13 protein-coding genes are annotated in these 13749 nt (G+C 43.4%); 7 read left to right on the top strand and 6 right to left on the bottom strand.

Annotation, left to right across the window (positions count from 1 at the left end; genetic code table 11):
* The first annotated feature begins 33 nt into the window (after positions 1-33).
* The 4 genes from BN8908_RS12360 (at position 34) to BN8908_RS12375 (ending at position 4725) form a co-directional block, all read left to right on the top strand.
* On the top strand, positions 34-1320 hold the full coding sequence (locus tag BN8908_RS12360; RefSeq protein ID WP_068690859.1) for a DUF4302 domain-containing protein: 1287 nt from the start codon (positions 34-36) through the stop codon (positions 1318-1320).
* An 11-nt stretch (positions 1321-1331) separates the two neighbouring features.
* On the top strand, positions 1332-2720 hold the full coding sequence (locus BN8908_RS12365) for a DUF4302 domain-containing protein (protein WP_068690861.1): 1389 nt from the start codon (positions 1332-1334) through the stop codon (positions 2718-2720).
* A gap of 301 nt (positions 2721-3021) precedes the next feature.
* Positions 3022-3879, top strand: a complete 858-nt coding sequence (locus BN8908_RS12370) for a pyridoxamine kinase (RefSeq protein ID WP_021987058.1) — start codon at positions 3022-3024, stop codon at positions 3877-3879.
* Positions 3880-3903: 24 nt separating this feature from the next.
* Entirely contained in the window at positions 3904-4725 is an 822-nt protein-coding gene (locus BN8908_RS12375) for an HAD family hydrolase (RefSeq protein ID WP_068690865.1), read from the top strand.
* 12 nt (positions 4726-4737) lie between these two features.
* On the opposite strand, the gene pyrF is transcribed toward BN8908_RS12375, so the two are convergent.
* From pyrF to BN8908_RS12400, 5 genes are all read right to left on the bottom strand, one after another.
* Positions 4738-5565, bottom strand: a complete 828-nt coding sequence (pyrF, locus tag BN8908_RS12380; protein ID WP_068690867.1) for an orotidine-5'-phosphate decarboxylase — start codon at positions 5563-5565, stop codon at positions 4738-4740.
* A 58-nt stretch (positions 5566-5623) separates the two neighbouring features.
* The gene (gene prfA / locus BN8908_RS12385; RefSeq protein WP_021987055.1) at positions 5624-6706 is read right to left on the bottom strand and encodes a peptide chain release factor 1; all 1083 of its coding nucleotides are present in this window, start codon (positions 6704-6706) and stop codon (positions 5624-5626) included.
* A 105-nt stretch (positions 6707-6811) separates the two neighbouring features.
* A complete protein-coding gene (locus BN8908_RS12390) occupies positions 6812-7822 on the bottom strand; it encodes an NAD-dependent epimerase/dehydratase family protein (RefSeq protein ID WP_068690869.1) in 1011 nt (336 codons plus the stop codon).
* A gap of 209 nt (positions 7823-8031) precedes the next feature.
* Positions 8032-8445: an OsmC family protein gene (locus BN8908_RS12395; RefSeq protein ID WP_021987053.1), complete on the bottom strand. Its 414-nt coding sequence runs from the start codon at positions 8443-8445 to the stop codon at positions 8032-8034.
* A gap of 36 nt (positions 8446-8481) precedes the next feature.
* Positions 8482-8835, bottom strand: a complete 354-nt coding sequence (locus BN8908_RS12400) for a YraN family protein (RefSeq protein WP_068690871.1) — start codon at positions 8833-8835, stop codon at positions 8482-8484.
* A gap of 133 nt (positions 8836-8968) precedes the next feature.
* Here BN8908_RS12400 and BN8908_RS12405 point away from each other — a divergent pair, with 133 nt between their 5' ends.
* A complete protein-coding gene (locus tag BN8908_RS12405) occupies positions 8969-9784 on the top strand; it encodes a glycogen/starch synthase (RefSeq protein ID WP_068692274.1) in 816 nt (271 codons plus the stop codon).
* A 96-nt stretch (positions 9785-9880) separates the two neighbouring features.
* Positions 9881-11719 (top strand): glutamine--fructose-6-phosphate transaminase (isomerizing), encoded by a 1839-nt coding sequence (gene glmS / locus BN8908_RS12410; protein ID WP_021987050.1) that lies wholly within the window; start codon positions 9881-9883, stop codon positions 11717-11719.
* Between the two features lie 52 nt (positions 11720-11771).
* Here glmS and galE read toward each other — a convergent pair whose 3' ends face one another.
* Positions 11772-12788 (bottom strand): UDP-glucose 4-epimerase GalE, encoded by a 1017-nt coding sequence (galE, locus tag BN8908_RS12415; RefSeq protein ID WP_068690873.1) that lies wholly within the window; start codon positions 12786-12788, stop codon positions 11772-11774.
* A gap of 125 nt (positions 12789-12913) precedes the next feature.
* On the opposite strand from galE, the gene BN8908_RS12420 reads away from it, so the two are divergent.
* Complete coding sequence (locus BN8908_RS12420; protein WP_068692276.1) at positions 12914-13654, top strand: HU domain-containing protein; 741 nt, start codon at positions 12914-12916, stop codon at positions 13652-13654.
* The last annotated feature ends 95 nt before the right edge of the window (positions 13655-13749 follow it).

A 13749-nucleotide genomic window follows, 5' to 3' on the forward strand; every position in this document is an offset into this window, starting at 1 on the left:
AAAATTTACACGAAACCGATAAAGTGAAAAATCATGAAAATCAATATACTTACTTTAGCTCTCTTTCTACTTTGCTTTTCGTGCAAAGAGTATGAAGATGTAGAAATCCCCGCCGATTTACCCCGGCTACCGGAACTATGTGCTCAATATGAAAAACTGCTGGCGGAGGCGGAGGACGGCTGGATTGCGGAATATCAACCCACAGCCGGCAGTGGTGGCGTCTCCATCTATATGAAATTCCACGACAACGGTACAGTAGACATTCAGTCCAACTACCCCGGCAATACCGATGTACAAAAAGAGATCCGGTACCGGGTATCCGGTATCGTAAAACCGGAGTTAACTTTCGAAACAGAATGCATCTGGGCCAAATTGTACCAGGAAGCCGGCGGAGATTACCTGTTTTCAATTGAATCAAAAGGTAACGATACCCTGCTTCTGAAACCGGTTCGTCCCCCTTACGAACGTCCTACCTGTGTGGTTACCCGGGCAAATGCCGGTAACAAGGACGTTTTTTATAAAAGCATCAGTACCCTGCAAAAACTGGACGGCTTTATAAAAAATGCCGTTGCTTATTTCAAAAACCTCGAATTAACGGGGCCGCAGGGAACAATAAAGGTTTTCACCGAATTCAATATAACCCAAGGCCATATCACCCTGACTTACCAGAACGAACAGCAGGAAGTCGCCACCCTGGAACGGCAATTTAAAATAGAAGGCGACCGGATTCGGTTTATCCCTTCGGCCATTATCGGCAACATCGAAGTACAGTATCTGCAACTGGGAGAAACGGACGAGCAGGGAAATATGCTTATTCCCGATGCAGGATTAGGATTATCCGGGGAATGGTCTGCCACCCATATTCCGGCATTCCCCTATAAAGGAACTGCAGCATTTTACACGACCACAAACAACCTCAGATTAACAGCGAGCGAAACAAATGAAGCGAGTGAAGCGATGCAGAAACTGATCCGTCCGATTTATGCTATTTCCGATTATAAAGATTTACCTCTTTATATAAATTATTTCGGTCCACGTCACCCCACCCCTAATGCCTTCTGTTTTATGCATAACGGAAGCTGGTTATATTACTATATCAACCTCGATACGAAGGGCGAAGATGTCGTATACCATGGGTATGTTCCGCCAACCGGAGCCGCAGCAGACCAGATGGGTATTGTTAAACCTTTCCTCGACAAAATATGTGACCCCGCGGGGTATACCGTTATCCTGTCTGCCGATAAAAAAACGTGCACACTCGTCAGCCGGAGCGATAGCCGCTATTGGATCAAACTAGATGCAACTATTGTTAAATCTTAAAAAAAAAACACATGAAAACAAATTATACATTCCTTCTGTTCTCGTTACTTGTAATGGTTTACTCCTGCGCAAAAGAGACAGCAGAAATTATTCCTCCCGATCCGGAGATTGACACCTGGGTCCTGGCACAGGAATACAACCAGAACTTAAGTAGCGTTAGTGAAGGTTGGATCGTAAAGTACCAACTGAAAGAAGAGAGCGAAGTCTACACGGTATACATGAAATTCAATACAGACAATACCATGAGCATATTGTCGGACTATCCGGCGATGGAGTACCTGAAAGAACAAACTCATGTCAACTACAGCCTGACCGGGTTTCTAAACACGGAACTGACCTTGGATACTTACTGCGTATGGCATAAAATGTACGACGATTTCGGAGGCCCGTATAAATTCATCATCACCCGGCAGGCAAACGGCAACTACCTGCTGCAACCGAAAGATCAGACCGTGCCCCAAAATTACGAATTGGTAAAAGCTACTCCCGGGGCAATGGCTGAATTGGAAGCCAATATAACCAAACAAAAAGAGATCGTAAAGGCTAAAGATAAAATACGTCAAATGAGTAATATACTCATTCATTTCACCTCAACGGAAGATTCCTGTTACTTTAGCAATATCCTCCTGACAGGAGAAATCCAAATGCAGGGAGCGGTCAGTTTCGACACGGATAATAATCTACTTCAGGTTATTTACAGGGATGCAACAAAACAGCTGATCACCCTATCCGAAAACTACGAGATTACCGAAGAGGGTATTACCTTGGAAAACCCAATGTCTTTTCTTGGAAAAGAGGTCTCCGAATTTAAATTGAAAAAAAAGGAGGGTAGCCACGATATCGAGATCACGGCTGCCGGAAAAGGAATCTCCGGACAACTGCTCCATGCCAAATCCCCGGGAGTTGTTCCCTATCCGGACATAGCAAAGCACTATACAACGACAGCAAGCTGGTGTCCATTATTCACGTGTAAAGGTGAAGCTCTCGGTCCTGTCTATAGACAGTTCAACGAATCTGCTACTTATGGCTCATTCACGATTTTTGTCGATTATTTTGGTTACAACGGATGGTATATCAACGGTCCCGCTACTAACGAATACTCCTGGTTTTATGAAACCTTCAGCATCTTGAATGAATATACCGTAAGATATACCTCCGGGGGTGTTAGCCGACCGGACACTTATCCGGACATCAGCCCCCTAAGCGATCTACTTCATCAGGAGGACGGATATATCGTGTTGTATAAAAAGGAAAAATACAACGATTCGGATCTGGGCTCCATTATCCTGATGGACCCGAACAGCAACAGCAATCAATTTATCATCCGGGTTACTAACAGAACTGATAATAAATCCTTCTGGGATTCAATCCAGTGGAATAACGTGGCTTATGCCGAATAAATGAGCCGGCAGGGGGCTGCCTAACAAGTTTAGTCAGTCCCCCTATCATATTGAAAATACTTGTTTATGCTTCCCTCAACAATATCCATTCATCCGGAAGCATGGCCCCATGAGAACATCCATTATATGTAACTTTCAGAAGGCTACAATCCTGATTTTCGCACAATCAACGACTTCCATAGAAAGTGTATAATAGCAAAGAAAAAGACGACCGAAAATTTTACTTTTCAGTCGCCCTCATCAATTTTGGAAACAATCCATGTTTTTATATTATCTTTGTAACTACTTTAACAACAGACCTATGAAAAAAATCGCAGCAATACACGATTTGTCTGGATACGGAAGGGCCTCTCTGACAGTGGCTATACCTATTTTATCTTACATGGGTTATCAGGTATGTCCACTTCCTACGGCTATTCTTTCCGCCCACAGCGAATACAGGAATTTCAGAAGTTTTGATCTGTCCGATCAAATGCGAGGAATCATTGATCATTGGAAAGAATTAGACTTACAATTCGATGCTCTGTATTCCGGCTATCTGGCTTCTGAACGTCAAATGAATATTGTTTCTGATTTCTTTGACCATTTTGGAAATGACCGGAATTTTATTCTCGTAGACCCTGTTCTGGGCGATCACGGTGAGCTATACACAGGAATGACTCCCAACATGGTAAAAGGTATGCGGCAACTTTGCAGCAAAGCCAAAGTCATTACCCCCAATTTAACCGAAGCCGCATTATTATTGGATAAACAACCGGGCAGTGCCACCACTTGCAAAGAGACCGTGAACTGGTGCCGATCTCTCAGTGATCTGGGCCCCGATTATGTTATTATTACCTCTGCACCTTCAGGAACAGCAAAGAAAGTGGCCACTATCGCTTACAACAGAAAGGACGGAAGGACCTGGCGGGTCAGCAGCGATTATGTTGCCGCCACTTATCCTGGCACCGGAGATGCCTTTGCCAGCGTAATCACCGGCTGTCTGTTAAACGACGACAGCTTACCCGAAGCACTCGAACGGGCAGTACATTTTATCAATATGGGAATAAAAGCTACTTTCGGATATGACCATACCCCCCTGGACGGAATGAATCAGGAAAAAGTATTACACTACCTGAACGAATCTCTGCCCTATTTTACATATGAATTAATCTCTTAGCCGAACCAAGACCTTCAGGTAAACATGACAAACAAAATACGGGCAATCATTACCGACCTCGACGGAACCCTATTACCCAAAAACGGTGAAATCAGCGGAATAAATAAAAAAGCCTTCGAATATGCACAACAAAAAGGCTACTTCCGCATCATTGCTACCGGTAGAAACCTTTATTCCACTCTCAATATACTCCCTCCTGATTTTCCAATCGATTACCTGGTATTTTCTTCAGGAGCAGGAATTCTCCGCTGGTCAGACCAAAAGCTCTTATTTTCCAGGCATCTGGAACTAAAAGAAACTCAGGACATCGCTCGTTATCTGTGGAATTACAATATCAATTTTACCATACAGAAAGAAATTCCCGACAATCACCATTTTTACTATACGGATATCTATCCCTTACACACGGACTATAAACACCGCCTGAAAACTTATGCACCTTTTGGAACTCTCATTCATGCACCTGAAGACATCCTCGATAAAGCAACACAGTTAATCATAATTCTGGATGCCATACAAATCCGGTTACTGGAAAAAGTAAAAACCGACCTTGCAGCCTATTCGGTAGTACGATCCACTTCTCCTGTTGACCATCAAGCTATTTGGCTCGAAATCTTTCCGGCAGGTATCAACAAGGGAACAAGCTGCCGCCACCTATTAAATGAACTGGGGATCAGTTGCGGGGAATGTGCCGGCTTGGGCAATGATTATAATGATGTAGATTTCCTGGACCTTTGCGGACAGGCCTTTTTAGTCAATAATGCTCCGATAGACCTGAAGCCTCATTATAAATCCGTTGCTTCTGACAGAAACAACGGATTTGCAGAATTTATCGGTAAACTGTAATTTTTATAACAACTACAAAACTCCCCCTTCCTTCAACAAGCGCTCCATATCCTGTTGCAATTTCCGGGCTTCTTCTCCGGCACGTAAAGCAAAATTCTCGGTTTTATCGGCAAAAATAATACCCCGGGAAGAATTCACCAGTAAACCACAATGGCTGTTCATACCGAACCGGGCCACTTCTTCCAGGCTCCCCCCCTGCGCTCCGACTCCCGGTACCAGCAGAAAATGATCGGGTACAATTTTACGGATGCCTTCCAGCATTTCTGCCTTAGTCGCACCCACCACATACATCATATTTTTCTCATTTCCCCACTCCTGTGACTTCTTCAACACTTTTTCATACAACTTCTGCCCTTCATGTTCGAAAAACTGAAAATCAAAAGCACCTTTATTTGAAGTCAAAGCCAAAAGTATAACCCATTTCCCTTCATATTGCAGAAACGGAGTTACAGAATCTTCTCCCATATAAGGGGCAACCGTGATAGAATCGAAATCCAATGCCTGCAAAAATGCCTTCGCATACATCTGAGATGTATTTCCGATATCTCCCCGCTTCGCATCTGCAATCGTAAAAACCTCCGGATAATGCTCCCGGATATAATTCATCGTTTTTTCCAATGTTTTCCAACCTTCCACACCCCGGCTTTCATAAAAGGCAATATTCGGCTTGTAAGCCACGGTCACAGATGCCGTAGCCTCTACAATCGCTTTATTAAATTCAAAAACAGGATCTTCTGCCCCTTGCAAATGTGCAGGGATCTTAGCTATATCTGAGTCAAGGCCGACACAAAGGAACGACTTCTTTTTCTTTATCTGCTCAAAAAGTTGTGTATAATTCATGATGATTCGTATTATGATTATTCAAAAGCAACGGGTAAACCAAACCCGGTATTTCAATTTACAAACCGCTTTCTTTCAGTCTTTCCGTATTTTCTTCTATCTGTAACTTCTCGATGATCTCATCAATCTCCCCGTCCATAACCGCCGCCAGATTATACAAAGTAAAATTAATCCGGTGATCGGTAACCCGTCCCTGTGGGAAATTATAAGTACGGATCTTGGCTGAACGGTCGCCGGTAGACACCATCGTACGACGCTTAGCCGCAATATCGTCCATATGTTTCTGATATTCGAGAGCATAAATCCGGGAACGCAACTCGTTCATCGCTTTAGCCAGATTCTTCAACTGAGACTTCTCATCCTGACAGGTCACAACAACACCGGTCGGAATATGAGTCAGACGAATGGCTGAATAAGTCGTATTCACCGACTGTCCTCCCGGACCGGAAGAACAATAAGTATCTTTCCGTATATCGTTCGGGTTCAATTGCACATCCACCTCCTCCGCTTCCGGCAACACGGCAACCGTCGCCGCAGAAGTATGTATCCGTCCCTGCGTTTCCGTTGCGGGCACACGCTGCACCCGGTGTACACCCGATTCGTATTTCAAAATCCCGTAAACACCGTTACCGGAAACATTGAGCACAATTTCTTTATACCCCCCGGCTGTACCCTCATTACTATTGGTCACCTCTACCTTCCAGCCTCTCCGCTCACAAAATTTCGTATACATCCGGAACAAATCACCGGCAAACAGGCAAGCTTCATCACCTCCTGTTCCTCCCCGGATTTCCAGGATTGCATTTTTTGAATCCTCCGGATCTGCCGGCACCAGCAATAATTTAATATGTTGCTCCATCACAGGCAACTTCTCCGTCAGGTCATCCAATTCGAGCTGTGCCATCTCTTTGAGCTCCGCATCTTCCTCTGAATCCAAAATCATACGGGATTCCTCTATTGTATCCAATGCCTTTTTGTATTCATCCGCCGCCGCCGTTATAGCTTCCAAATCTTTATACTCCTTAGTCAGCTTGACATACCGCTCCATATCACCGATCACCTCCGGATCCGTAATCAACTGGCCGATCTCTTTAAAACGAATGTAATAAGTTTCTAATTTCTCTATCAGCGGGGTCTCCATGTATGTATCCTTTTCTATATTCAGCTACAAAAATAATATTTTTAAACCGAGGAAAATGAGTTTCACATAAAAATGTCTCTACCGGAACAAAGACAGCACATCCATTCAAACCCGTCTCTGTTTATACGCAGCATAGATTTCACAGATCGTATCGGACAAAGAATAAAACCGGTAATCCGGGTAATAAGACAAAAATTTAGCCGACGAATAATAAGATTTATGCTGGGATGACCGGGCCGTTTCCCGGGTAAAATCCGGACGTTTACCTGTTATCTTTCCCACAACCGACAACAACCGCCAGGCGATATTCGTCATCCAGGGACGAAGCCGTATACCCGGAGGACGGTGCCCCGTAGCCCGGGCAATCTCCGTAAATAATTCCCGGTAGCTGTAATTCCCACCGTTTATGACAAACCGCTCTCCCCGGATTCCATTTTCAGACAAAAGCAGTATAATCTGACATACATCCCTGACATCTACATATCCACATACGCCTTCCGTGTAAACCATAATCCCCTTTGCTGCCGTCACAAACAACCTCGAACTGCTTCGGTTCCAATGGCCGGCCCCCAAAATAATAGAAGGATTTACAATGACAGCCTCCAGACCTTTCTGCATATAATCCCGGACAATACGTTCCGCTGCCGCTTTACTCCGAGAATAAACCGAATGAACACTTCCCGTAATCACCGGTGTATCTTCATCGATCACCTCCCCCTCATAACGGGCATCCCCCAAAGCCGCAATCGAACTCACATAACACAGTCTGACCCGATACTTCTGACACAACGCAGCTATATGTTCCGTTCCCCTTGTATTTACATCCGACAAATAAGATTTGTCTCCCCCTGCAAAAGATACGACGGCAGCACAATGGTAAACACAATCAGCACGACTTACCATCGTTTCCAATACCTCCGGGTCCATCACATCTCCTTCAACCCATCTGATCCCATCCCACAACGTATCATCCGAGGTATATAACTGCCAAACCTCCCTCACTGCCTCTATACGGCTGTCTTTTCGTTTCAAAGCACACACCTCCTTGCCCGACCTGGCCAGATAATACAACAAATGACTCCCCAGTAAGCCGGTAGCACCAGTAACAAATACCATACTATACTTCTCTGATGTTTATTGATTTTTGATTCACGCTTTATAATTACGATCCCTCTTTTTTGCAGGGAAGGATAGTACGTACAATCAAAAATCGTAAATTTAAAATTCAGGTTCCGATTGTAGATTTACGGTTTCAGATAATAAATCCGGCAACGGATCCCCTGTCAGGCAATTTAAAATCTAAAATTTGCAATCTAAAATCACCCCTACCTCTTCCAAATGAATTTTACGTTTTGAATCAAATTCTCATTCAAGCTGAAATGTACGGCACAGGCATTTTTTGTCCTTTCCAGAGCAATTTTATGTTTATCTGAATACTCCCGATCCGGCATATGGAAAACAATCTCCACTTCACCGATGCGCCTGTGAGGCTCCAATGCCATCTTCTTGGTTATCTCAATCTCCGTCCCTGTTAAATCGATACCGATTGTTTCCGCATAAATACCCATCGTAGTCATCATGCAAGCAGCCAATGATGTCGCACATAAATCCGTCGGAGAAAAAGCCTCTCCTTTACCATGATTATCCACCGGAGCATCCGTTACAATTTTCGCTCCACTCTGTAAGTGTTCACATTCTACCCGTAAACCACCTAAATACTTTGCTCTAACAGTTGTCATATTTTTTCAGTTTTTAGATTATAATTAAATCCTCCTTCAGTCAAAAACCTGTATCGCTTCCCGAATATGAAGAACATCCATTCCTACTCCCGACACAAGGATCAAATCAAAGCGCAGTTCCCGTTCCAGGCCTTTTGCCCGAATATATGCTTCTCCTGCCCGAAGTAAATTCCGCTTTTTCCGGAAATCGATCAATTCCCCCGGCAACTCACAACCTGCTTCCCGGGTTTTTACTTCTACGACAATAATCATCTTCCCGTCCGTACAAATAATATCTATTTCTTTATGACCGATCCGCCAGTTCCGTTCCAGGATCGTATACCCCCTATGGATAAGGTATAAAACAGCCCGTTCTTCCCCGTTTTTGCCAGAATCATTTCGTTGTGACATAGCAGAAGTTTTAATCAAAAATAGAGTAAAAAAACGAGAAATAAAACAGTTGCTCTTTGAATTCCGAATGTTATACCTTTGATTTCTAAACTTTATTGTATATCTTTGTATGGTTTTTTGGGAGAATGTAACTATGGCGAAGAAAAGAGTTTTATTTATATCCTCAGAGATAATGCCTTATCTGCCTGAATCTGAAATGTCACATATAGGCCGGTACTTACCTCAAGGGATACAAGAAAAAGGAAAAGAAATTAGAACATTCATGCCCCGGTTTGGTTGTATCAACGAACGACGCAATCAACTGCACGAAGTTATTCGCTTATCCGGCATGAATCTGATTATCAACGACACTGACCATCCCCTTATTATAAAGGTAGCTTCCATTCAAGCCGCACGCATGCAAGTCTATTTTATCGATAATGAAGACTATTTTCAAAGAAAGCATGTAATTACTGATGAAAAGGGAAGTTTCTTCGAAGACAATGATGAAAGGGCTATCTTTTTTGCCCGGGGAGTCTTCGAAACGGTCAAAAAATTAAGATGGGCACCCGATCTGATTTATTGTCAAGGCTGGTTTACAGCACTTGTGCCTATATTTCTGAAAAAAGAATATGCAGAAGACCCGATTTTTGCACATGCAAAAGTAGTTTTCTCGACTTCAGATGACAAATTCAAAGGCAACCTGCACGAAGATTTTCACAAGAAAATCCTCACGGAAAACATCAAAAGCAAAGACGTCGAGATCGTAAAAGAACCTTCTCACGTCAATGTGAGTAAACTGGCTTTCAATTTTGCCGATGGTATCATTTTCAACAACAAAGAAATAGACCCCAACCTACAGGAATACGCTCAAAAATCGGGCAAACCCATCTTGGAGTATTCCAACCAGGAGGAGTACATTGACAATTACTCCGATTTCTTCGATAAGATAATCGAAACGAAAAAATAAGCACAAAGCTGTATGAGTCGCAAACTTATACAGCTTTTTTTTATAACAGTACCCACTTCAATAATTTTTTAATTTACCAACACACAAACGAACCATATGTGCGGAATAGTTGCCTATATCGGCTATAAAGAAGCTTATCCTATTTTAATTACAGGACTGAAAAGATTAGAATACCGGGGATACGATTCCGCCGGCATCGCCTTAATCAACAACCATCAAATCCAGGTTTACAAAACCAAGGGAAGAGTCCACGACCTGGAAGAAAAACTCCGGGACTCCGACACCCATGCTTCTATCGGCATGGGACATACACGTTGGGCGACCCATGGAGAACCCAGCGATAAAAATGCCCATCCCCACACCTCTATGCACGGTAAATTCTCCTTGGTTCACAATGGAATCATTGAAAATTATGCCCACCTGAAAGAAAAATTAGCCCGAAGAGGATACTCCTTCAAAAGTGAAACCGACTCGGAAGTGCTCGTCAACCTGATCGAATACATTTATATGAAAGGGGGAATCGATGCAGAAACTGCTGTGCGATTAGCTTTAGGGAAAGTTGTCGGAGCCTACGGTCTGGTCATCATGTGTACAGACGAACAAGACAAATTGATCACAACAAGAAAAGGCAGTCCCCTGGTCATAGGAGTTGGCGACCGTGAATATTTTGCCGCTTCTGACGCCACCCCCATCATCGAATACACAAAAAATGTCATTTATCTGAATGACGACGACATCGCAATCCTCCGGAAAGACGGTCTTACCTTAAAAAGCCGCGACAACGATATGCTGTCGCCCGACATCAGACAGATCGATCTGGATATTGAAAAAATAGAAAAAGGAGGCTTTCCCCACTTTATGCTAAAAGAAATATTCGAGCAGGTATATTCGATAAAAGATACAATCCGGGGACGGATCAACTACGAAGCTTCTGATATTTTTTTAGGCGGCATAACAGAAGTCATACCGGCCTTGGCTTCGGCCGAACGAATCCTTATCATCGGTTGCGGCACTTCCTGGCATGCCGGCCTGGTGGGGGAATACCTCATTGAAGAATTAGCCCGGATTCCGGTAGAAGTCGAATATGCATCAGAATTCCGGTACCGGAATCCCATCATCAATCCCAAAGACATTGTCATCGCCATCTCCCAAAGCGGAGAAACAGCCGATACCTTAGCGGCAATCCGATTGGCCAAAGAAAAAGGAGCAACGGTACTCGGCATTTGCAATGTCGTCGGCTCCAGTATTGCCAGAGAAACCCATGCCGGAGTCTATACCCATGCCGGTCCGGAAATCGGAGTAGCCTCAACAAAAGCCTTCACGGCTCAGATCGCAGTATTGACAATGATGGCCCTGCTAACCGGCTGCAAAAAAGGAACATTGGAAGCCGATAAATACCACAATTATATCCGGGAATTAAGCTTACTACCGGACAAAATCAATGAAATACTGCAAAAAGAAGAAGAAATAAAAAAATTGGCAGCAGAACTGAAAGATTGTCCCAACGCCATATACCTGGGCCGGGGATGCCAATACCCGGTAGCCCTGGAAGGTGCCTTAAAACTGAAAGAAATCTCTTATATACACGCAGAAGGCTATCCCGCCGCAGAAATGAAACACGGTCCGATAGCACTTATCGACGAAAAAATGCCGGTATTCGTCATTGCAACCCGGGATGCGTATTATGAAAAAATCATCTCCAATATCAAAGAAGTGGAATCCCGGAAAGGCAACGTAATTGCCCTTGTCAATCCCGACGATGAAGTGGTAAGCAAAATTGCACAATACACCATTGAAATCCCGGATACCCTCGAATTGCTATCCCCTTTATTATCCGTCATTCCCCTGCAACTGATATCTTATCATATTGCCGTATTGAGAGGCTGCAACGTAGATATGCCGCGCAATCTGGCGAAATCAGTTACCGTTGAATAAAAAAACGGTATCCGGTCAGCCGGATACCGTTTTTCACAATCAGAATATATACTTAATTCGCTAACTTTTCCTGCCATCTCCAGGTATTCGCCAACGTTTCTTCCAAACTGACCTGAGCCTTCCAGCCCAATTCTGTATTGGCAAGAGTCGTATCGGCCCACACCTTTTCGATATCACCTGCACGGCGTCCCGTGATTTTATAATTCACTTTCTTACCGGTAGCCCGCTCAAAAGCATGAATCAACTCCAATACCGACACTCCGTTTCCCGTTCCGATATTGAAATATTCGTAATTCGTCTTATTTTTCCCCTCAACCAACCGCCGTATAGCAACGACATGCGCTTTTGCCAAATCCACAACATCGATATAATCCCGCACAGCAGAACCGTCGGACGTATCATAGTCATCTCCGAACACACTCAATTGCTCCCGGATACCAGCCACCGTCTGTGTCAAATAAGGTATTAAATTATTAGGTACTCCGTTCGGCAATTCCCCGATAAGAGCAGAAGGATGCGCACCGATGGGGTTGAAATAACGCAAAGCTATCAGGTTCATTTCTTTCTCTACCTTAGCCAGATCCCGCATAATATCCTCACACATCGCTTTGGTATTTCCGTAAGGAGATTCCGCCTGCTTACGCGGTGTCTGTTCCGTAACCGGCAATACATCGGCTTGTCCGTATACCGTACAGGAAGAAGAGAATACCAGATTCTTTACGCCGAACTCCCGCATAGACGATAATACGTTCATCAAGGAATTCAAATTGTTTTTGTAATACTCCAAAGGCTTTGATACCGATTCTCCCACAGCTTTTAATGCCGCAAAATGGATAACAGCCTTAATGTCCCGATGACGGGAGAAAAAATCCCGCGTAGCCACAGCATCGGTCAAATCGAATTGCTCGAATTCCGGCCGGATACCGGTAATCTTTTCAATACCGTCCAATACATGAATATTTGAATTGCACAAATTATCCACAATGATCACTTCAAAGCCGCTCTGTTGAAGCTCTACAACCGTATGGGAACCGATATAACCGGTACCTCCTGTTACAAATACTTTCATCGTAAAAAAATTATAATATTAAGTTCTCACCTTATTCTTTGCAAAGTAAGCAATAAAATATGAATTTTTATAAAAAGTTCCCCAATATGTATTGGAATTCTCTTTCTTTTTTTTACTTTTGTACTATGCATAGGTTTATAGAATACATATCCAATTTATTGTTTCTCCATGATTGCGTTATAATACCGGATTTCGGCGGTTTTATATGCAATTATAAAAGTGCATGTATTGACGAAACGAGCGGAATAATCACCCCTCCGTCAAAAGATATTCTATTTAACCGGAACCTGACACACAACGACGGCTTACTTGCCAATTGGATTGTATGCAAAGAAAATATTCCTTATGATAAAGCCGTAAAACAAGTCGAACTTTTCTGTGAAGATTTAAAAATCCGTCTGAATCAACGGCAACGTATCGCATTCGGCGATATAGGCGTATTTTATACAGACCGTCGCTTCAATATTATATTCGAATCGGGAGAAAACAATTTCCTGTCCGATACCTATGGCATGGAGGAAATCGAAGCTCCTAAGCTTACAACAGAAGACAAGAGACTTAAACCTCAACAAATAGAAATACCGACTTTCACCCCGGAAATGTCTCCGTATATCAATATGGAATCCACAAACTGGGTACATCGTTCGCTAAAATACGGCCTCGCAGCAGCTGTCATTGCCGGTTTAGTCGTCATTACCCAGGTCGGAATAGTACACTTCGGGGACAACAACAAAAATATCAGTTCAACTCTGATTCAACCCCAGCCGATAATTCCAACTCCCGTCTCCGGTAATATCACGCCTATCGTCAAAATTTCTCCGGATTACGACTATGTTGAGTACGATCCGCTGGAAACCCTTGAATAAATACATTGTAAAATCACACCTGGCACTCTTCTGAAAACTTTTTGAAGAGCCATTCCCGCATTACCTGACTTAAACCGGTTCTATATATAATCCTC

Origin of the sequence: Culturomica massiliensis, from assembly GCF_900091655.1 — a bacterium.
Taxonomy (GTDB): domain Bacteria; phylum Bacteroidota; class Bacteroidia; order Bacteroidales; family Marinifilaceae; genus Culturomica; species Culturomica massiliensis.